This is a genomic window from Chryseobacterium sp. R2ACT005, assembly GCF_049949215.1.
GTDB lineage: Bacteria > Bacteroidota > Bacteroidia > Flavobacteriales > Weeksellaceae > Chryseobacterium.
The window spans coordinates 1,581,118-1,600,229 of sequence record NZ_CP188192.1 but is presented as its reverse complement, the minus strand read 5'-3'; the positions used below and the strand labels follow the sequence as shown (position 1 = coordinate 1,600,229).

The window sequence follows — 19,112 nt, the reverse complement described above, 5'->3', positions numbered from 1 at the left end:
TATTTACTTATACAAATATTTAATATTATGTTTAAAATACTTATTTACAAGACAATAAAAAAGAGTGTTCCAAAAACACCCTTTAGTCTATCTATATACAGATTTGTACTTCACATGGATCTACTGCAGGCGGTTCTCCACAAATAATGTCAAATTCACCACAATTGCTGGAAAATCCTGTTCCCCAACCCCATCTTACAGCACATGTATCTGCATCTTTACATCTCACCATTCCTTTAATGATTCCTCCCTGAACTGATTTCATTTCAGTTCTGGAAATTTTTCTAAGATTTCTCATGTTGTTTTATTTATTTGTTATTAGCCTGATAAAATTATTAAAAAAAACGTAACAACAATTATTTATTACAATATTTAACATTAAAAAAAACAGCATAGCTTACTTTATATCAATATCTTATCAATCTGTAAAAAAGTACCAGGTCAATTAAAACCACAATAAAAAATTTCACAAGAAATGATTTTTTGGAAACTTTATGATTGAAAATAATCATTCCAGAGGCTGCTCCTACAACACCTATAAGAGATATTCCTAAAAGCATATTTTCTGAAATTCTCCATTGCTGTTTTTTGGCTTGCCATTTATCAAAACCGAAGACACCAAATGTAATCAGATTAGCTATGAATAGAAAAGGAATCATTTTAAAATTAATTTAAAACAAAAATAAAGTTTAATTTATATATAGGAAAATCCCGGAATTTAAATCAAGATACAGAATAAGATTATTTAAATTTGCCCTCCGTTAAAAAAAACAAATTAATGACAGTACACGATCTGGCGGGAAGCTATGCTATTGAAGGAAGCAACCAGGAAGAGGCTTCGCAGGCTTCTTATCATGGTATATTAACCTTATCCATAGATGAAAACAACCGTATTATTGCTCAATGGGTTATTGGTGATCATCTGCAAAATGGTACAGGATTTTACAAAGACCATATTTTAGTCATCAACTTCAATTATGAAGGAGACGATCATAGCATCTATAAAGGAGTTGCTGTATACCGCTGTCTAAGTAAGGATATACTGGATGGTTTCTGGTCTGAAAAACATGGTAATCCTCTGTATCTAGGGAGTGAATATTGTGTGAGAATTCAGAATTCAAAAATTTTGAACTGATTTCTTTTTAAAAAGGGTAAAAGAATGGTTTTAAAAATAAAAAGAGCTGCCTTAATCAAGACAGCTCATTCGTTATTAAAGTTTAAATAACTTATTTTTTAGCTTTTACATCGATAGCAATCTCGATATCTTTGCTGATCATCCATTCTGCCGGATCTGCTTCTGAAGTACCAAACTTAAGTCCCCAATCAGCTCTGTTTACAGTAAATTTAGCCTGAATAGCCGCTGAATTTTCTGCTACATCTACTTTAGCAGGGAAAGTAACATTCAATGTCTTTCCTGATAATGTAAGGTTTCCGCTTACTGTTTTATTAGCTCCTGCTACTGCATCTTTCGGTGCTTCTTTCAAATCTACAACACTTGTAATTTTGAAATCTGAGGTAGGGTTTTTCGCTGTATCAAAGAAATCAGGAGTTTTCAAGTGAGTTTCAAGGTCTGCAGGTTTTTTATCTTTTTCTGTTACTGAAGCCGGATCTACCTTAATAGAGTTCATATCGATTACGAAGTTTCCTGCGGAAACCTGACCTCCGTCAACACTGATATCTCCAGATTTTACAGTAAGTGTTCCCCAACGAGGTGCCATACCTCCTTTATGGAAAGCTTTCCAGTTTACTACTGAACCTACTGTATCTACTGCAAGTGTTTCACCTTTGCTCTCTGCTACGGTTTGTTCCTGAGCTGTAGCAGCAGTATCTGCAGTTTTTCCTTTATTACATGATGCCAAAAGCAATCCTACTCCTACTAATGCAATTACGCTAATTTTTTTCATATTGAACTGTTTTAAAAAAGTTTATTGAAATTTTGTTGTTTTCGGGTACAAAAATAGAAAAACCTATTTGGAGGCATCTTATCATACATCAAGAAATACAAAATTATATATTATTTGCAATTGTAAACCCATTTACGAGACACCTCTCTTCTGTATTGTGAGTCATAGCTGCTAGAGAATTCCTGATTCTTTACCGTTTCATTTCTAAAGCAATCTTCAGCATTGTCTTCCTGAAGATCACCTTTAGCAATCCATCCTGTATCAGAATAATCTGTATAACTGCCATCATGTTCATTTTTTAATACAACAATCCGTTCATACTCCTGTACCTTACACTTGCATATTTTAGGCTCTTCAGGCTCTCTTTGATAACAAGACGCTAAAAAAGAACAGCAAATGAATAATGTAAATATTTTTTTCATGTTATTAGTTTTGATATTATAAAAACATAAACTAAGTAAAATATTTAAATACAAAACCACAGTAAATAGAAATTTAAAAATTAATTTTCAATCACTTAAGATTACATTCATAAAGGCCGAAGATAGATTTTTAATTTATTTAATACAGGAAACCATAAACTTACACCAACGATTTGTCTAAACTTAAATCTTTATATAATCTTCATTGTTTATAAGTACAGTTTTACAACAATGATGATGCAAAGAAGTATAAAGTTATTATAATAGGATATGATAAAAACAATGATACTCCGCTTTATTATAATGAAGTACTGCCTTAATTAATTTTAAGTTTATTATTACAGCCTGATTGCATTTTGTTGTAATCAGGCTTTTTTATAGCTGTATTTTATTTTTTTCTCATTCCAAAACGCTATTTTAGCTATCCGAAAACAGAACAATGACGACCGTAGAATTTATACAAAAACAGCTCAATATTTCTGAGAAGAGCATCAACAATACTTTACAATTATTAGCAGAAGACTGCACTATTCCTTTTATTTCGCGTTACCGAAAAGACAAAACCGGAAATCTTGATGAAATACAGATCGAACAGATCTCAAAGATCAGTAAGCAGTTTGAAGACATTGTCAAAAGAAAAGAGTCTATCTTAAAATCTATAGAAGAGCAGAATGCTTTAGCCCCTGAGCTTCAACAGAGAATTGAAGACAGCTTTGATATTCAGGAGCTGGAAGACCTTTATCTGCCTTTCAAAAAACGTAAAAAAACAAAAGCTGATACCGCCAAGGAAAAAGGATTGGAACCTTTGGCAAGGATCATTATGAGTCAGAAAAATAATGACATTCAGTTTCTGGCTTCAAAATATCTGAATGATGAAGTTTCCTCTGAAGAAGAAGCGCTTCAGGGTGCCAGAGACATCATGGCAGAATGGATCAACGAAAATATGTATGTCCGCAAGAATCTCCGCAGACTCTTTCAGCGTAAGGCGGTTGTTACCTCCAAAGTTGTAAAAGCTAAAAAAGAGGAGGAAGACGCCCAAAAATTCTCCCAATATTTCGAATGGGAAGAAAGTCTCAGCAGAACACCTTCTCACAGACTTCTGGCGATGTTAAGAGCAGAAGCTGAAGGTTTTGTAAAAACGAATGTAGGGATCGATAAGGAAGAAGCCATCGATTTTATTGAGAAAGCTATTATCAAATCCAATAATGAAAGTTCAGAACAAATTGCAATAGCGATAAAAGACAGCTATAAAAGACTTCTGGAACCTGCTATCTCCAATGAAGCTCTACAGAAAGCCAAAGAAAAAGCAGATAAAAAAGCGATTGAGATTTTCTCTGAAAACTTAAGCCAACTTCTACTGGCTCCTCCTTTGGGGGAGAAAAGAATTCTGGCAATAGATCCGGGATACCGAAGCGGATGCAAAGTAGTGTGCCTGGATGAAAAAGGAGACTTACTGCACAACGAAACTCTTTACCCTCACGCTCCACAGAATGAAAGCGGGATGGCTATGAAAAAGATCCGTTCTATGGTAAATGCTTATAATATTGAAGCGATCTCCATTGGTAACGGAACGGCAAGCCGTGAAACAGAATTTTTCATTAAAAAGATTGCTTTCGATAAGCTGTTGCAGGTTTTTGTAGTTTCAGAAGCCGGAGCATCAGTGTATTCTGCCAGTAAAATTGCAAGGGAAGAGTTTCCAACCTATGATGTAACAGTGCGTGGAGCCGTTTCCATCGGAAGAAGACTTTCTGATCCGCTGGCTGAATTGGTAAAGATTGATGCCAAATCTATTGGGGTTGGACAATACCAACACGATGTAGATCAGACTCAACTGAAAAATGAACTGGATTCTACAGTGATGAAATGTGTAAATTCTGTGGGAATTAATTTAAATACAGCAAGTAAATCGCTTTTAAGCTATGTTTCCGGAATTGGAGAGAAAATGGCTGAAAACATTGTCAATTATCGTGCTGAAAACGGAGCATTTGAAGACAGAAAACAGCTTAAAAAAGTTCCTAGACTTGGAGAAAAAGCCTTCCAGCAAGCAGCTGCATTTGTAAGAATTACGAATGCCAAAAACCCACTGGATAATTCCGCTGTACATCCTGAAGCTTATGGAATTGTAGAAAAAATAGCCAAAGACTTAGGCATTAAAACTGATGAGCTGATTGCCAATAAAGAAAAAATAGCTCTGGTAAAACCGGAAAGCTATATCACAGGAGAAATCGGGATCTTAGGAATCAAGGATATTTTAAAAGAGCTTGAAAAGCCGGGTCTGGATCCAAGAAAAGCTGCCAAAGTATTTGAGTTTGATCCTACAGTTAAAAGCATTAAAGACTTAAAAACAGGCATGATTCTTCCCGGAATTGTCAATAATATTACGGCTTTTGGATGTTTTGTGGATCTTGGAATAAAAGAAAGCGGATTGGTTCATATTTCCCAGTTGAAAGACGGCTTTGTATCGGATGTCAATGAAGTAGTAAAACTTCACCAGCATGTACGTGTAAAGGTAACAGAAGTAGATGAGGCGAGAAAAAGAGTGCAGCTGAGCATGATTTTGTAATTTTCGGCTGTAAATTAAAGTATAAACCACAAAATATTTATTTTGAACACAAAGAATTTAATTTTCGATCTTGACGGAACATTATGGGATTCCAGAGCGACAATCATTAAAATATGGAATGAAGTTTTAGGCAGGCATCAATTGATCCAAAGAGAACTTAAACCTGAAGATATGGATCAATATATGGGATTATTGGCTCATGATATTGTAAAAGATATTATTCCGGGCATTTCAAATCTGCAAGCTCAGGAGCTTCTCTCTGAAATTGTTGCCAAAGAAAATGAAATACTGCACATACAAGGAGGAATTTTATATGAGGGCGTAGAAAATACTTTGAGAAACCTGGCTAACACCCACTCTCTGTTTATCGTAAGCAACTGCCAGAATGGTTATATTGAATCATTTTTAGACTATTATCAGTTCAATAATCTGTTCGTTGATTTTGAATCTCATGGACGGACGCAAAAAACAAAATCTGAAAATATACAGCTCCTCATGGAAAGAAATCATTTAACCCTTGAAGATTCCATATATATTGGTGATACCCAAACTGATTATGATTCCGCACTGACAAATGGATTACCGTTTATTTTCTGCAAATATGGATTCGGAAAGCTGACTGATTCACTTTATGAACCATCAATTCTTACGTTTTCGGACTTAATACCCCATATTTCCGATAGTACAAAACAATGAAGATTTCTGAGCTTAAAGAGAAGAGAATTATTCGCAGACCAACCCGATCCTTTGATGAATTAGGAAACAGAATCTATAATGAATTCGAGTATGACTTTCCTTATACTCCTACTCATAAAAGAAATGAAACAGAACGTTTTTTTGCCAAGGTGATAGACATGATTCCTTTTTTCATGATATTCGTCTTCACATTCCATTTACCTGTTATTCTTGGTATCATTCTTTCAATTCCCTGTGTAATTATATCAGGAACACTTTGTGAATGGTATTTCGGAACGACCTTAGGCAAGAAAATTTTTAAGCTTACAATCCTTGATGACCATGGAAATCAACCGGGTTTTATAAAATCATTGGTAAGAAATATATTGTGTCTGGCCAACTTTTGCCCGATTTTAACGGATTACACTCCGCCGCCTAGCCACACCTGGGAAACACAAGGCACTCAAATGAACTTCAGTATGCATTTGAATAACAAGATCTGTAAAACCCATATCGTAAAAGAAAACAAAGTAAAAGAAGTACGAGAAATGCTTCTGCAAAAAAAATAAAAGGCTGCCCATTGAGGCAGCCTTTTTATTTTCTAATTCTACTGTTAGAATAGAATTTTATTTATAATCTTTAGAACTTCTTCTAGGCTCTTTTACTTCCGGCCATTTTACCGTTTCCCCTTTATCATCCTGAGGCATTACCCTCTTTTCCCTGTTGCTGAATTCAGGATCTTCGGAAGCCATATAAGCTAATGCTGCAGTTAAAATCACATTATTTTTCACCTCATCGAAAACAATTTTGTCATAGGTATCTTTTGTGGTATGCCATGTATATCCGAAATAACCCCAGTTCAGAGAACCCAAAGAAATTCCGGGAACTCCTGCTGCTACAAATGAAGCATGATCAGAACCTCCTCCACCAGGCATTCCAGGAAAATCCGTTTTAATATGATTTCTTACCGCTTTTGGAACCCCATCCAGCCATCTTCCTACATAGTCATAAGCTTTTACAAACCCCTGACCGCTGATATTGACAACACGTCCGGTCCCGTTATCCTGATTAAACGCAGCCTGCACTCCTTTAATAATCTGAGGATTATCCGCCACAAAACCTCTTGAACCGTTTAATCCCTGCTCTTCGCTTCCCCAAAGTCCGATTACGATAGTTCTCTTGTTATTAGGATAATATTTCTTCAGAATTCTCATGGTTTCCAGCATGGTGATTGTTCCTGTTCCATTATCTGTAGCGCCCTGAGCTCCGTCCCACGAATCAAGGTGAGCAGAAAGAATAACGTATTCATCAGGTTTTTCTTTTCCTTTGATCATTCCGATCGTATTAAAGCTTTTGGCTTCAGGAAGTATTTTAGACTGGGCATCAATTTTTATTTTAGGTTGAGTACCTTTTTCTGCCATCCTGTAAAGCATTCCGTAATCTTCCACATCAATATCAATCATTGGAATTTTGGTTGTTTTGGCACCAAAAATTCTGTTAGCCCCCATGATTCCTGTCCAGTTTGAAATAGCAATTCCTGCCGCCCCTGCTTTCTCCAAAGCTTCTGGAAGGCTGTTATTGTCATATCCGATATTTTTTATAAAAGCAGCAAAATCTTTAGCCGCCTGTTCTTTCTCTGCTTTAAGTTTTTCATACAATTCCGGTGTAGCAAATTCTTTGATCTGCTCATCAGAACGTCCGATTTTCTGGTATTGTGCCATCAGCACTATTTTTCCTTTTGCAGAAGGTAGCCATTGCTCAAATTCTGCTTTGGAAGATACTTTTGGAAGAATAATAACTTCTGCCTCAATTGCTTTTTTAGTAGCCGGGCTCCATGCAAGCTGTGTAGCAGCCAGAGATTTTACACGCGGATATGTCATATCAACATGAGTAGTACCTCTCTGCCATCCTTTCCATGTTCCAAACTGCTGAAGATTGGCATCTACTCCCCATGAACGAAGTTTACCAGCACTCCATTCGTTAGCTGCAAGCATTTCGGGAGTTCCTACAAGACGCGGTCCGATCCCGTCAAGCAGTTCAGATGCCAGGTTTTCCAGCTGGGAATTATTATTTACTTCATCTACAAAACTTTTTACGATAGGGTTTAGCCTTTCTTTTGGGTCCACCTTTACCTGAGCCCAGGAAAACTGGGCAGCCAGCACTACTGCAGGCACTGCAAAAAATCTATTTATCCTCATAATATATATTGATTGGTTTAAAGATAAAGGAAATTAGGGAGATGATGAAAAAATAAGCCTAAAAAAGAGGTTTTCTAATGATATTATCTATATTTTCACATGAAAATAATAACAGAAATCCACTGAAAATTATAATTCATAAAAAACTATCAATATGACAGCTTTAATGATGTTTGGATTAAAATTAGTTAGTCGCGTATATATATTCAGAAGTGTAAGGAAAGCAAGAGTTATGCTTAAAGTATTTAATTTTGAATATTGAATTACAGTAAAAAAACTCATAAACCGGGAGTTTTCACCCTATTTCAAATCCAAAAACGTATTGTATTGAGGGGATAAAAAAGCCGGCTTTAAAAGCCGGCTAAAAGTAAATTATTTTTTAGCTTCTTCTACAGAAACTTTTCTGAAGTCTTTGAACAGTTTGCTTAGTTCTAAAGCTGCTTTACGAGCTCTTGTACCAGCTGCTTTGTTACCTTTTTCTGCTTGTTGGTTTGCCTCAGTTGTGAACGCTTCAAATTCTGCGTTGATTTTTTCAATTAGTTCTTTCATTTATTTAAAAATTTAGGCTGCAAATATAGGTTTTATGGCGATTCCAGCCTAGCTGGAGTGAAAAAAGTTTAAGCTAAATGGCTAAAATATTCACTTTCACCTCTATAAAAGTGCATTTTTGGATAGTTTAGCACCTGAAAACGATCATAGAACACGATTACAACCCTTATCTGAGGACTTCTGAAAGGAATTTTATTTCGCTTATTTTTTCATTATTTGGGTTTCTAAATCTTCATTTTTAGATCTTTTACTTTGAATAAAGTTCTTATGTTGCAAGAAACAATTCCCGAGCCTTTTCACCTGCTTTCTGTAATAAAATAATACTTTCAGAAGTAATCCGCTCTGCAAAAACAATCCGGAAATGAAATTGATATTTATCTGTAAAAGAAAAAGTGTTCCCGGGAGTAAATAAAATCTGGTGCTTTTCACAGTATTCATAGAACTTTTCCATATCTGTATTCTCCGGAAGCCTCCCCCAAATAGTATATCCGCCCTGAGGTCTGTGAAAATAACAACCTTCGGGGAAGGAACTTCTTAAAGCATCCAACACCTGAATAGCCTGCTGGTTGAGCTTTTTCCGGAATGAACGCAAATGTCTTTCATAACTGCTTCCTTGCAGCAGTTTCAAAACCAGTTCCTGATAAATGGGTGAAACCGTCCGCCCTAATGTAAACCTGACTCTTTCAGATTTTGCATAAAAATTTCCAGCACAAAGAAAGCCTAAACGTATTCCCGGTGCCAATGTTTTTGAAAATGATGAATAGGTCATCACGCTTCCGTTTTTATCCAAGCTTTTTATAGAGTGGGGTCTTTGTTCATCGAAATAAAGATCGGAATACATATCATTTTCAATGATACACAACTGATGAGTTTTTGCAATACCAAGAATTTCTTTTTTTGTTTCATCATCCATCATCATTCCTGTTGGATTATGAAAATTCGGAGTTATAACAAGAGCGCGGATGTTATTTTCCTGACAGACTGTTCTGAAATATTCCGTATCAAAACCGCTTCTGTAGTGTATGGGAATCTCTATCACTTTCAGTTCCAGATGAGCAATTACTTCAAGTACGGAAAACACACACGGACTGTCAACAGCGACCACGTCTCCAGCTTTGGTGGCCAATTTCAAAGCGATTGTGAGTGCCTGTAGTGCACCGTCTGTAATGATTATTTCATCAGGATTTAAAGTACTGCCGTAAGTTCCCATTTGTTTTGCAATCTGTTTCCTTAATGTTTCCAGACCATTTGGCGGGTAATACCTGAGCAATGAAGCTCCTTTTTCACGAATCACTTCCTGCATCGTTCTGAGGATGAGTTTCTGCGGGATCAGCAAATCTCCGGGAACAGCTGTGTTGAAAGAACTGGATTCCGAAGTCCTTTTGGAAGTAAGCATCATACTTTTCATAAATTCTGCATCTCTTACTACAACAGGCAGTTTTGTTCTGATTTCCGGAATATTCTCTTCCTGAATTTCTGCAACAAAATATCCTGACCTTGGATAACTCCTGATTAAACCTTTAATCATAAGGTATTCAAAACCACTTTGTACAGAACTTGTACTAAGCTTATATTTTTCTTTAATTTCCCGAACAGAAGGAAGCCTGTCTTTTTCCTGCAAAATCCCACTGTGGATTTGCTTCTCAATGACTGTCGTAAAAATTTCGTACTTATAAGATTTCGCCATAACACATCAACTGTACTGAACAAATTTACAAAAATACATTTCTGTACCGATGATATTTTAGCGAACTGTATCCTTTTTGAACGGATTAATCTTATAATTTTGAATAAAAAAGATCCCATGGATATCATTTCAAAATTTACAGTAGGTTCTGAAGAGGGAATTTCTGATCTTATAACCATTATTGATTCTTCCGTTTATACACTGCATAAAGACTTTGTAAGTGAGGAAAACATTAAAAAATATATTCACAATGAAATAGATCCGAGAAAAATGATCAACGACCTGAATGATCTTTCCAATCAGCTGATCATGACGTATGCAGATCAAAAACCTGTCGGATACAGTATCATCAAAAGTGGTTCTCTGCATCCTGGCATACCGGATGGAAAAAGAGCAACAGAAATAAGTTTTGTGATTCTTTCAGCGTTTGATTTTCCTGAAACAAGGCAGTCACTTTGGAAAAAATGCAGATCAGCTGTGAGCTTCACAGATATCCTTTGGATTAATATGCTTGATCATAATCCGCTTTCGGAATTTTTAAAAGAGTCTGGGTTTGTACCTACTATCAGTTCGAAAGCTGGCCCATTTCAGCTTCCATCACATATTTTAGAGTTGGAGATTAATAAAGGCTAGTACAATCTTTTTTAACCACTGATTTTACAGATTTTGCGTATATTTTATAGCACTTACGTATATCTCATCATCAATAGATCTTTTTTATATTGATGATATTGAGGAAAGCTATTATTCTTATTTTTATTATCTCACTTAAAATAATTTTAAATGAGTAATAGTTTGTCTATCTTTGATTTTTATAATTTTTTACTTATGAGTGATCAGCTGGAAACTATAGAGGATTATTACAAACGTATTCGTAAGAACCAGATCAAGATGTTTGATTCTGAGGATTTTGAAATGGGTAAATCCCACTTCAACATTTCGATGCGGAAGTACTGCAGTTTTAAGAGTCCTTACAACCGCCGTGATTATTATAAAATTAGCTTTATCATTGGAAAAGGGACTATTCATTATGGCACCCATCAGCTGTACATTGACCGTCCGGCATTATTCTTTCCTTCTCCAAGCATTCCCTACTCCTGGGAGTGTGACAGCGATCTCCAAGAAGGGTATTTCTGTCTGTTCAATCAGGAATTTTTTAATGGAAATTCAGAATTTAATCTGTTCAAAAAGACTTCAATGTTCAAAGAATGGAGCAAGCCGGTAGTTTTTCTGACCGAAGAGCAGACCCAGCTGGCCACCCTCTATTTTGATCAGATTTACAAAATGAATAATTCGGCCTATCCTTTCCGTTGCAGCAGTATCAAAAGCAACCTGGCTTCTGTTATGCATCTGGCATTGGAAAACCGCGTGGAGGACATCAATCCTAATGAACTTCCTGCAAACGTGCGTTTATACAGATTATTTGATGAACTACTCAACAAACAGTTTCCTTTGGACTCCCCTGCTTATCCGCTTGCGTTAAAAACTCCTTCGGACTTCGCTGATCATCTTAATGTGCATGTCAATCATCTGAATTCCTCGGTGAAATCTGTAACTCATCTTACTACAACACAGATTATTAAAGAAAAGATGTTTGAAGAGTCTAAAAACCTGCTGAAGTATACCAATTGGGATATCGCTCAAATTGGCTATACATTAGGTTTTGATCAGCCTGCTCATTTTAATAACTTTTTTAAAAAACATGCCCGGACTTCACCATTAAAATTTAAGAATTTATCCTAATATTTGATTTTTGTAATTTTTACTTTGTCTTTTAAAATTCACTTTCATATTTCTTGACTTATTTTTGCATAGTAAAAAATGAATGAACATGTTGAGAGAAGCATCTGAAAAAAGAATCAGATTAATTACCATTATGGCTTTCGTGTCTATCCCGCTTTCGGGATTTGTCACGGATATATATTTACCATCGTTCCCTTCTATGGCCAAAGAAATGATGGTTTCAGAAAAAGATATCCAGATCACTCTGACCTCATATCTGCTGAGCTACGGAATTTCTCAATTGTTTGTAGGAGGAATTCTGGATAGTATCGGCCGCTACCGTCCGAAATTGATTGCATTGTTCTTATTGATCCTGACGAGTATTTTAATTACGATGACCAACAGTATTTTATTGATTTGTCTGCTTCGTATTCTTCAGGGTGCTGCAGTTTCGGTTCTTGTTGTGGCTACGCGTGCTATTTTTGTAGATATTTATGATGCAGAGAGGGTAAAACATTATTTGAGTTACTTTACGATTGTCTGGTCATGCGGTCCTATTCTGGCTCCGTTCCTCGGAGGTTATCTTGAGAAAATTTTTAACTGGCATGCTAACTTTTATTTTCTGGCTGCCTATGCCGGATTTTTGTTCTTGTTTGAGTGGTTCTTTAGTGAAGAAAGCCTTCCTCAGAAAAAGAAACTGGATCTTTCGGAGAATATCAGTCTTTATAAAATGATGCTTAAAAACAGGATTTTCATGCTGGGAATTTTCATTTTGGGATTGAGCTACTCTATTGTTATGTTATTTAATATTACCGGACCGTTTATTATTGAAAATACCTTCCATTTTACACCCGTAGTTATCGGATACTGTACATTAATCCTGGGGTTCTCATGGATGATTGGAGGTTTTATCGGGAAGCGTAGACTGACCCTTGATTTCAAACCAAGAATACTACAGCCTATCCTGCTTCAGCTTATCCTGATTGCAGGGCTGATTATCACGAGCTATTTTGCAGAAAGCCTTTTCATTATGATTCCTTTTGCCTTTTTTATTCACATCTGTTCCGGAATTTTATTTACCTCCTTTTTTACGACAAGTATGCTTTACTTTCCTAAAAATGCAGGAACAGCTGGCGGATTGATGGGTGGATTGGTATATGTAATCACTTCAATAACGAGTTTTATCATTTCGGTAAGTGGAACTGTTAATGAACAAAAAGACCTTTCCTGGCGTTATCTGATCATCGCATGTTTCCTTTTCGGAATCATCATCATCATGAATAAAGCCGTAAAAAAAGAAAAAGCAGGGATTTAATCTCTGCTTTTTCACTTCTGTTTTATACTTTCCAGATATTCTTTTAATATAATTGCATGGCAATGTTCTTCATCTTTTGCGGCATATAGAAGTGTAATTTTTTCCTGATCTTTATGGCGTTTCAGAAAGTCTTTGCCAAGATCAGCTTCATGGAGTTCTTTCCTATATTTTTCCGAAAATTCTGTCCATAATTCAACTGAATGATGAAACCATAGTCTTAACTCTGTTGATGGTGCCAGATCTTTCTCCCACTCATTGAGATCGGCATTTTCTTTAGAAAGTCCTCTTGGCCACAAACGGTCTACCAATACACGATAGCCATCGTTTGGAGATGGAATTTCATATACTCTTTTTAACGCAATTACAGACATTATTCTTGTTTTTAAAAACTTCTAAGTTATCAGACTACAAAATTTGTTCCTGTGCGCCTGTTTTCCTATTTCTTATCTCTTGCTGTAGAATACTTTATTTTCAATTAGTTTTAATTAAAACTAATTTTTCGTATATTTGTTAGGGTAAGCAGTGATGAAATTCTTTCAGACCACCTCTTACCTTGCCATATCATTATTATACAACATGCCTGAAAAACAGAACAATATATCAGAACTGGCTCTGGAGCTTGGCCTGGCAATGAGTGAAATGAAAAGCCGGCTTCGACAGAAGATTCAGACCACGATTAATGAATATGATCCGGATCTTTCTTTTGAACTTATTGAAATTCTGGGCCTGCTTTCACGTAAAAATGGTATCAACCAGCAGGAAATAGGAAATAAAGTAAGCAAAGACAAATCAAGCATTACTTATCTCATCAACAGCCTTGTAAAACGTGATCTTGTTGAACGGATTGCTGATAAAAATGACAGAAGAAATAAACAGGTCTTTTTGACTCCGAAAGGTCAACAGATTATAGAAACCGTTTATCCGTGGGCATTGGATCTTTACAAAAAAGCGGCTGGAGATATTGATATGGAAGAGATTTACAAAGCGCTGCTTCTTGTAAAAAAAATGACAGCAAACCTGGAAGAATCAGGACCAAAACATAATACAATATGAGAACAATCCTTGTACCCGTTGATTTTACATCAACTACGGAAAATGCAGTAAGAGTTGCCGCAGATTGGGCAAAAACCTACGAATATCAAAACATTATCTTACTCAAAACAGCAGGAGAATCTGAGTTTGATTATCTGCATATTGCAGAAGGACATTCATTTGTGAATGAAGAAAATGTCAATAATTTACTGCAAAGGACAGAATCACTATTTGATCAGTTAAGCAGTATTATTACAGAAAAGTCACCTGAAATTAAAGTTTCCAGGATATTAAGCGACTGGGCTCTTACCAGAAGCATCAATGAACTTTTAAAAAACCAGCCTTCTGTAGAGCTGATTATCCTGGGAAGTGACGACCAGACTTCTTCTACTGAGAGCTTTGTTTCCGAGAATATTATCAGCATTGCAAGAACGAGTCCTGTGAAGACCTTAATTGTTCCCAACAGCTATCACTACACTCCTATCAAAAATATATTTATTCCTTGTGATATAAAGGGAATTAAAAGATTAGAAAGATTGTTTCATCACAAATCTGTTATCCACAAACAGGATGTACGTCTGATGTTTTTGAATATCAATACCAATGAGAAAGAGGATGAGGACAAAAAAAGAGAGCTGGAAGAGTATATTCGTGAACGTTTAACGGAGATTCCAAGCAGTATTCATTATTCTCATGATGAAAATGTTATTAAGGGAATTCTGTCCTTTGCAGCCTCTAATGAAGCGGATCTTATTATAGCTTTGCCAGGTCAGCATAGCTTTCTGTATTATCTGGCAAGCAGAAGTATTTCTGAGGGAATCTACCAGAACACCCATCAGCCCGTACTTATTTTAAAATAATAAGGTTTTTAAAAATGAATGCGTAAAAGCTAATAATAAATTTTAGTACTTTCAATTTTAACAAGTTCCTGTTCCTGCATTTTCTTGACATACCTGATCACCGTTTCTACCCGAAGACCGGTTAAGGTAGCTATTTGCTGTCTGGTATAAGGAATCAGAAAGGAATAGGTTTCTTCGAATCCGAAATAATTTTTAATATGATCAAAAAGCTTTGTAAGCTTCACAATAGGATCTGAAATAGCAAGAAAGCTGGAAATCATAAATCTGAAATGCATTCTGTCAGCCATATATTTATTAATCTCCAGCATTAAATCCGGTTTTTCCAACAGTATCTGCAGAAATTTTGCTTTGGAAATCTTAATAATCTCACACTCAGTAATGGCAATAGCATTGATTGCATAATAATGATCTGTAAATAAATAGCTTTCACCAATGCAGTGTCCATCAAAAGGGAATCCATGAACAAATTCTTTTCCGTCTTCTAAAAAAGTATTCAGTTTCACAGTACCATACCTGATCTGGAAATAATATTTAGCTACAGTTCCTTCTTTAAAAATAATATCTGCCGCATCATATTTTTCCAGAATGGCTCCCCGGGAAAATAATAAGTCTTCATATATAATCATCTTGCCATTATTAATTTGAGTAAAAATACTTAAAGTATAAGCAATGTTGCAACTGATCAAATACCAAAGAAAAAATGATTTTTGACATCAACACTACTCTTTTTTATTACGCTGTAATTTTCTTTTTATGTTTTGTACCCCAGTCTGCCAGAGCAGCAATCACATCTTTCAGGGACTCACTGTATTCTGTAGGAACATATTCTACCAACACCGGTTTCTGATCGGTAAGAACAGTTCTTTCAACTAAATGATTCACTTCCAGCTTTTTCAATTCGCTGGACAAGACTCTTGCCGAGATTCCATTGATGGTTCGCTGTAATTCATTGAAGCGGGTATGTCCGCCTAAAATAGCAATCATTACTCTAATGGTCCACCTGCCCCCCAAAACATATAAAGCATCCTCAGTAGCAGCCAGATGCGTACTGCATTGCGGCCTTGAATACACTATTTTTTCTTCTTCCATTGTCTCTGTTTTATCTGGTTGCTAACCTAAATGTTATTACTAACCTTTTGGTAACTACTATATTTTTATTAGTAAATATAGATAATTTTGAAACATCAATTTTAAAAAAAAATAAAAATGAAACGAGTACTTCATATTATCTCTAGCCCAAGAAGCGAGTCTTCCATCAGTAAAAAACTGGGAAATGCTGTTGTAGAAAAAATCACGGCAAAATATCCTGACAGTGTTTTTAAAAAACGTGATCTGGCCAACCCGCTTTTTCCTCATTTAGAAGAAAGCCATATCAATGCATTTTTCACTCCGGCCGAAAACCGTACTTCTGAGCAGTTGGAAACGGTAAAGCTTTCTGATACAGTAATTGATGAACTTCATGAAGCAGACATCATCATCATTGAAGCTCCACTATACAATTTCAGTATCACTTCCACTCTTAAATCATGGCTTGATCACATTGCGAGAGCAGGAAAGACGTTCAGCTACAGTGAAAATGGTCCCGAAGGTCTGGTAAAGAATAAGAAAGTATACCTTGCTTTTTCAAGTGGCGGAGTATATTCTGAAGGAGAAAGACAGGCCTACGATTTTGTAGTTCCTTACTTAAAGCAAACTCTTGGATTTATGGGAATGACTGATATTTCTGTTGTTCGTGCAGAAGGTCTTTCTGTTCCGGTTATTCAGGATACGGCGCTGCAAAAAGGGATTGAAAGTATTGTTGTAGAGTAAAAAATTAAAAATGCTGTCTCAAAACTGTCATTCTGAATGATATAAAATATAATGAAGAATCTCATCTGAGTGAGTGTCAAAAAGATTCTTCTTTCGTCAGAATGACAAAAACTAAATTATTTGGTTTTTGAGACAGCATTTTTTTACTAAGCCTTCATTATCATTGAAAAAGTAATCTATACAATTAAAAGAATATTTTCCTCAACATATGTATAGACTTTCCTTGTTTTTATCTCTCATTTTTACTGGATTAAAATAAAAATTATGGAAAATAATAAACAACCTCAGCTGATCAATCCTGCAGAACTGTTTAATCCTGGGCCTTATGGTTTTTCACACAGTATTTCTGTGAAATCTCCTTTCCAGATGTGTTTTATATCCGGACAGAGCGGCGGTACAGGAGAAAATCATCTGTTGGCTGATGATTTTAAAATACAGGTTCAGAATGCTTTGAAAAATTTAAAAATCGTTTTACAGAGCCATTCTATGACGTTTGATAATGTTGTAAAAATCACTCTTCTTATCGTTGATCACAACCAGGAAAAACTTAAGATATGGGCGGAAGAAGCTAAGAAAGTATGGAAAGAATCATTCTTGCCTACAAGCACACTTATTCCTGTGAACCAACTGGCTTTACCTGGGATGTTGTTCGAGATAGACGCCATTGCGGTGAAAAATTAATTCCTGTTAAGACGTTCAATAAGTAACGATGAAAAGCTTCTTACTCCGGTTCTGATACTTTCTTCATCTACCTGAAAGTTAGAAGAATGATTCATGGCAATCACTCCTTTTTCAAAATTGGAACCTCCTAGAAAAAAGTAAACGCCTGGTATTTTCTGTTGAAAATAAGAGAAATCATCATTAAAAAATGGAACCTGTCCATAATCTATAGCAACTGTATTTTTTCCATAGAGATTCTGAAGGATTTCCGTGGCTGATTTTGTTAGCTTTTCATCATTGTTAACCGTTGGATTTCCCTGTACAAATGAAACAGAAAGAAGCTTTTCTTTATATCCGCTATCTTCTATAATTTTCTGAACTCCAGGAATTATTTTATCTAAATTAGAAGAATTCGTCTCATACAGATAGGTTTCAAAAAAGGACTCATTATTCTTAGAATAGGCCGTAAATTTTCCATCCATGAACAGGTAGTCTTTAAAAATAGTATCAGGATTTGCCAAGCCAATTTTAGAATCAATAATAGATTGTAGTTCCCAGGGCTTAGCTTCAGGCTGAATACGGTAGAGAAAATTACTGATCTTTTTCGTTAACCCTTTTGTTTCATCTTCGGATAATCCATTTTTTAACTGAATCCTTATTTTCTTCTGATAGGCAAACATTTCATTTGGTTTCACCATTATCTGTCCTACAGGTATGGCCGTTACATGCAATCCATATATTTCGTCAGGATTTATTATAGAAAGCAAGCCTTTATCCAACATTTCTTTTGCTCCTTTGAAAGTTTCTTCTTCAGGTTGAAATATGAAATAGACGGTTCCTTTTAAGGATTTTTTATTTTTTGAAAGAACTTCAGCAATTCCTAATCCAATCGCCATATGTATATCATGACCGCAGCCATGCTGAATACCTTTTATTTTCGATTTGAAAACTTCAGGATCAGGATAATCATTGGGTAATGCATCCATATCTGATCTCCAGGCTATTTTTTTGCCTTTTTGATCTCCTTTCAGAATCCCTACAACGCTGTAACCATATCCACCGGTCTTAACTTCCAACCCCAGATCAAGTAAATATTGTTTAATTCTTTCCTGAGTTTGCTTTTCATAACCTGCCAATTCTGGGTTTTCATGAAATTCTCTTCTGATATTAACCAATTTATCAAATATCCTGTCTGTTTCGATCTGAACAGATTGATGGATATTGTTGGTAGATTGAGCAACTGCCTCCTCCTTTTTGTTTGATCCTTGTGCAGACAATGTCAGAGAAATGAAACACAGTACACTAAAAGCAAGTTTTTTCATGGTTATAATTTATACGTTTATCAGGGTTTATTTCAACAGATAAGTACAGAATAACTTTTATTATTACACTTTACAGCAATATATATTTCCTGATGTCTAAAGGTAAGATTATTTCATTTTTAATTAAAAAAATAATTACATCTCACACAATTTCAATATTTTATTTTCACAAATGAGACTTCTAATACTCTTTTTAAGGGTAATAAATCCTACCCTATTATTTAAAATAATTCTAAACTAGGTGAAAACACGGCGCTTTAAAAACACCATGAATAAAGGATTTGTTACAAAAAATTAAAATTACACCATTGTAAATTACGTAGAAATACTGAATCTAATCTGAGAGGATCTGATTAATTTCGGATAAACAAAAACTGACAACTATGGATAGCTT

The 19,112-nt window shown here is 35.5% G+C and carries 22 protein-coding genes; 11 read left to right on the top strand and 11 right to left on the bottom strand.

The features are described from left to right. Window positions 1–91: 91 nt before the first annotated feature. Window positions 92–298: a bacteriocin-like protein gene (locus tag ACPF63_RS07350; protein WP_047385392.1), complete on the bottom strand. Its 207-nt coding sequence runs from the start codon at window positions 296–298 to the stop codon at window positions 92–94. A 109-nt stretch (window positions 299–407) separates the two neighbouring features. After that, a complete protein-coding gene (locus tag ACPF63_RS07345; RefSeq protein WP_077416719.1) occupies window positions 408–659 on the bottom strand; it encodes a DUF1294 domain-containing protein in 252 nt (83 codons plus the stop codon). A 119-nt stretch (window positions 660–778) separates the two neighbouring features. Here ACPF63_RS07345 and ACPF63_RS07340 point away from each other — a divergent pair, with 119 nt between their 5' ends. Then, entirely contained in the window at window positions 779–1,135 is a 357-nt protein-coding gene (locus ACPF63_RS07340; protein WP_180563926.1) for a hypothetical protein, read from the top strand. Between the two features lie 91 nt (window positions 1,136–1,226). Here the strand turns inward: ACPF63_RS07340 and ACPF63_RS07335 are convergent, their stop codons facing one another. Together ACPF63_RS07335 and ACPF63_RS07330 are read right to left on the bottom strand one after the other, a co-directional pair. Then, window positions 1,227–1,904, bottom strand: coding sequence for a YceI family protein (locus ACPF63_RS07335; RefSeq protein WP_180563927.1), 678 nt, complete (start codon window positions 1,902–1,904; stop codon window positions 1,227–1,229). 110 nt (window positions 1,905–2,014) lie between these two features. After that, the gene (locus tag ACPF63_RS07330; RefSeq protein WP_077416713.1) at window positions 2,015–2,326 is read right to left on the bottom strand and encodes a hypothetical protein; all 312 of its coding nucleotides are present in this window, start codon (window positions 2,324–2,326) and stop codon (window positions 2,015–2,017) included. 439 nt (window positions 2,327–2,765) lie between these two features. Here ACPF63_RS07330 and ACPF63_RS07325 point away from each other — a divergent pair, with 439 nt between their 5' ends. From ACPF63_RS07325 to ACPF63_RS07315, 3 genes are read left to right on the top strand one after another with little or no spacing between them, the layout of a single operon-like run. Beyond that, window positions 2,766–4,889, top strand: coding sequence for a Tex family protein (locus ACPF63_RS07325; RefSeq protein WP_426482552.1), 2,124 nt, complete (start codon window positions 2,766–2,768; stop codon window positions 4,887–4,889). A 42-nt stretch (window positions 4,890–4,931) separates the two neighbouring features. Further along, window positions 4,932–5,585 carry an HAD family hydrolase gene (locus tag ACPF63_RS07320; RefSeq protein WP_426482551.1) on the top strand — a complete coding sequence of 218 codons (654 nt, stop codon included), beginning with the start codon at window positions 4,932–4,934 and terminating at the stop codon, window positions 5,583–5,585. Beyond that, window positions 5,582–6,133, top strand: coding sequence for an RDD family protein (locus tag ACPF63_RS07315; protein ID WP_426482550.1), 552 nt, complete (start codon window positions 5,582–5,584; stop codon window positions 6,131–6,133). Before ACPF63_RS07320 ends, ACPF63_RS07315 begins: the two co-directional genes overlap by 4 nt. Before the next feature lie 57 nt (window positions 6,134–6,190). Here the strand turns inward: ACPF63_RS07315 and ACPF63_RS07310 are convergent, their stop codons facing one another. From ACPF63_RS07310 to ACPF63_RS07300, 3 genes are all read right to left on the bottom strand, one after another. Next, window positions 6,191–7,762 carry a M20/M25/M40 family metallo-hydrolase gene (locus ACPF63_RS07310; protein ID WP_426482549.1) on the bottom strand — a complete coding sequence of 524 codons (1,572 nt, stop codon included), beginning with the start codon at window positions 7,760–7,762 and terminating at the stop codon, window positions 6,191–6,193. A 372-nt stretch (window positions 7,763–8,134) separates the two neighbouring features. Continuing rightward, complete coding sequence (locus ACPF63_RS07305) at window positions 8,135–8,311, bottom strand: histone H1 (RefSeq protein ID WP_047377485.1); 177 nt, start codon at window positions 8,309–8,311, stop codon at window positions 8,135–8,137. Between the two features lie 265 nt (window positions 8,312–8,576). Beyond that, on the bottom strand, window positions 8,577–9,998 hold the full coding sequence (locus tag ACPF63_RS07300) for a PLP-dependent aminotransferase family protein (RefSeq protein WP_426482548.1): 1,422 nt from the start codon (window positions 9,996–9,998) through the stop codon (window positions 8,577–8,579). A gap of 117 nt (window positions 9,999–10,115) precedes the next feature. Between ACPF63_RS07300 and ACPF63_RS07295 the strand changes: the two genes are divergently transcribed. From ACPF63_RS07295 to ACPF63_RS07285, 3 genes are all read left to right on the top strand, one after another. Then, complete coding sequence (locus ACPF63_RS07295; protein ID WP_180563933.1) at window positions 10,116–10,631, top strand: hypothetical protein; 516 nt, start codon at window positions 10,116–10,118, stop codon at window positions 10,629–10,631. Window positions 10,632–10,826: 195 nt separating this feature from the next. Further along, window positions 10,827–11,741: a helix-turn-helix domain-containing protein gene (locus tag ACPF63_RS07290; protein WP_047385402.1), complete on the top strand. Its 915-nt coding sequence runs from the start codon at window positions 10,827–10,829 to the stop codon at window positions 11,739–11,741. 88 nt (window positions 11,742–11,829) lie between these two features. Then, window positions 11,830–13,035 carry an MFS transporter gene (locus ACPF63_RS07285; RefSeq protein WP_077416700.1) on the top strand — a complete coding sequence of 402 codons (1,206 nt, stop codon included), beginning with the start codon at window positions 11,830–11,832 and terminating at the stop codon, window positions 13,033–13,035. 11 nt (window positions 13,036–13,046) lie between these two features. On the opposite strand, the gene ACPF63_RS07280 is transcribed toward ACPF63_RS07285, so the two are convergent. Further along, entirely contained in the window at window positions 13,047–13,406 is a 360-nt protein-coding gene (locus tag ACPF63_RS07280) for a DUF488 domain-containing protein (protein WP_426482547.1), read from the bottom strand. 154 nt (window positions 13,407–13,560) lie between these two features. Here ACPF63_RS07280 and ACPF63_RS07275 point away from each other — a divergent pair, with 154 nt between their 5' ends. Both ACPF63_RS07275 and ACPF63_RS07270 read left to right on the top strand, forming a co-directional pair. Then, window positions 13,561–14,088 carry a MarR family winged helix-turn-helix transcriptional regulator gene (locus ACPF63_RS07275; RefSeq protein WP_426483202.1) on the top strand — a complete coding sequence of 176 codons (528 nt, stop codon included), beginning with the start codon at window positions 13,561–13,563 and terminating at the stop codon, window positions 14,086–14,088. After that, the gene (locus ACPF63_RS07270; RefSeq protein ID WP_077416696.1) at window positions 14,085–14,927 is read left to right on the top strand and encodes a universal stress protein; all 843 of its coding nucleotides are present in this window, start codon (window positions 14,085–14,087) and stop codon (window positions 14,925–14,927) included. Before ACPF63_RS07275 ends, ACPF63_RS07270 begins: the two co-directional genes overlap by 4 nt. Before the next feature lie 29 nt (window positions 14,928–14,956). Here the strand turns inward: ACPF63_RS07270 and ACPF63_RS07265 are convergent, their stop codons facing one another. Next, the gene (locus tag ACPF63_RS07265) at window positions 14,957–15,553 is read right to left on the bottom strand and encodes a Crp/Fnr family transcriptional regulator (protein ID WP_426482546.1); all 597 of its coding nucleotides are present in this window, start codon (window positions 15,551–15,553) and stop codon (window positions 14,957–14,959) included. A gap of 106 nt (window positions 15,554–15,659) precedes the next feature. Further along, window positions 15,660–16,016, bottom strand: coding sequence for a winged helix-turn-helix transcriptional regulator (locus ACPF63_RS07260; RefSeq protein WP_077416692.1), 357 nt, complete (start codon window positions 16,014–16,016; stop codon window positions 15,660–15,662). Window positions 16,017–16,133: 117 nt separating this feature from the next. Between ACPF63_RS07260 and ACPF63_RS07255 the strand changes: the two genes are divergently transcribed. Together ACPF63_RS07255 and ACPF63_RS07250 are read left to right on the top strand one after the other, a co-directional pair. Further along, entirely contained in the window at window positions 16,134–16,736 is a 603-nt protein-coding gene (locus tag ACPF63_RS07255; RefSeq protein WP_180563935.1) for an FMN-dependent NADH-azoreductase, read from the top strand. 264 nt (window positions 16,737–17,000) lie between these two features. Continuing rightward, a complete protein-coding gene (locus ACPF63_RS07250; protein ID WP_180563936.1) occupies window positions 17,001–17,417 on the top strand; it encodes a RidA family protein in 417 nt (138 codons plus the stop codon). Here the strand turns inward: ACPF63_RS07250 and ACPF63_RS07245 are convergent. Beyond that, a complete protein-coding gene (locus ACPF63_RS07245) occupies window positions 17,414–18,718 on the bottom strand; it encodes a M20 metallopeptidase family protein (RefSeq protein WP_426482545.1) in 1,305 nt (434 codons plus the stop codon). The two genes, ACPF63_RS07250 and ACPF63_RS07245, sit on opposite strands and share 4 nt — an antisense overlap. Window positions 18,719–19,112: the final 394 nt, after the last annotated feature.

Excerpts from the sequence above, each read along its gene's own strand:
- ACPF63_RS07350 (WP_047385392.1), bottom strand. The coding sequence starts at position 298 with ATGAGAAATCTTAGAAAAATTTCCAGAACTGAAATGAAATCAGTTCAG.
- ACPF63_RS07345 (WP_077416719.1), bottom strand. The coding sequence starts at position 659 with ATGATTCCTTTTCTATTCATAGCTAATCTGATTACATTTGGTGTCTTC.
- ACPF63_RS07340 (WP_180563926.1), top strand. The coding sequence starts at position 779 with ATGACAGTACACGATCTGGCGGGAAGCTATGCTATTGAAGGAAGCAAC.
- ACPF63_RS07335 (WP_180563927.1), bottom strand. The coding sequence starts at position 1,904 with ATGAAAAAAATTAGCGTAATTGCATTAGTAGGAGTAGGATTGCTTTTG.
- ACPF63_RS07330 (WP_077416713.1), bottom strand. The coding sequence starts at position 2,326 with ATGAAAAAAATATTTACATTATTCATTTGCTGTTCTTTTTTAGCGTCT.
- ACPF63_RS07325 (WP_426482552.1), top strand. The coding sequence starts at position 2,766 with ATGACGACCGTAGAATTTATACAAAAACAGCTCAATATTTCTGAGAAG.
- ACPF63_RS07315 (WP_426482550.1), top strand. The coding sequence starts at position 5,582 with ATGAAGATTTCTGAGCTTAAAGAGAAGAGAATTATTCGCAGACCAACC.
- ACPF63_RS07310 (WP_426482549.1), bottom strand. The coding sequence starts at position 7,762 with ATGAGGATAAATAGATTTTTTGCAGTGCCTGCAGTAGTGCTGGCTGCC.
- ACPF63_RS07305 (WP_047377485.1), bottom strand. The coding sequence starts at position 8,311 with ATGAAAGAACTAATTGAAAAAATCAACGCAGAATTTGAAGCGTTCACA.
- ACPF63_RS07300 (WP_426482548.1), bottom strand. The coding sequence starts at position 9,998 with ATGGCGAAATCTTATAAGTACGAAATTTTTACGACAGTCATTGAGAAG.
- ACPF63_RS07295 (WP_180563933.1), top strand. The coding sequence starts at position 10,116 with ATGGATATCATTTCAAAATTTACAGTAGGTTCTGAAGAGGGAATTTCT.
- ACPF63_RS07290 (WP_047385402.1), top strand. The coding sequence starts at position 10,827 with ATGAGTGATCAGCTGGAAACTATAGAGGATTATTACAAACGTATTCGT.
- ACPF63_RS07285 (WP_077416700.1), top strand. The coding sequence starts at position 11,830 with ATGTTGAGAGAAGCATCTGAAAAAAGAATCAGATTAATTACCATTATG.
- ACPF63_RS07280 (WP_426482547.1), bottom strand. The coding sequence starts at position 13,406 with ATGTCTGTAATTGCGTTAAAAAGAGTATATGAAATTCCATCTCCAAAC.
- ACPF63_RS07275 (WP_426483202.1), top strand. The coding sequence starts at position 13,561 with ATGAAATTCTTTCAGACCACCTCTTACCTTGCCATATCATTATTATAC.
- ACPF63_RS07270 (WP_077416696.1), top strand. The coding sequence starts at position 14,085 with ATGAGAACAATCCTTGTACCCGTTGATTTTACATCAACTACGGAAAAT.
- ACPF63_RS07265 (WP_426482546.1), bottom strand. The coding sequence starts at position 15,553 with ATGATTATATATGAAGACTTATTATTTTCCCGGGGAGCCATTCTGGAA.
- ACPF63_RS07260 (WP_077416692.1), bottom strand. The coding sequence starts at position 16,016 with ATGGAAGAAGAAAAAATAGTGTATTCAAGGCCGCAATGCAGTACGCAT.
- ACPF63_RS07255 (WP_180563935.1), top strand. The coding sequence starts at position 16,134 with ATGAAACGAGTACTTCATATTATCTCTAGCCCAAGAAGCGAGTCTTCC.
- ACPF63_RS07250 (WP_180563936.1), top strand. The coding sequence starts at position 17,001 with ATGGAAAATAATAAACAACCTCAGCTGATCAATCCTGCAGAACTGTTT.
- ACPF63_RS07245 (WP_426482545.1), bottom strand. The coding sequence starts at position 18,718 with ATGAAAAAACTTGCTTTTAGTGTACTGTGTTTCATTTCTCTGACATTG.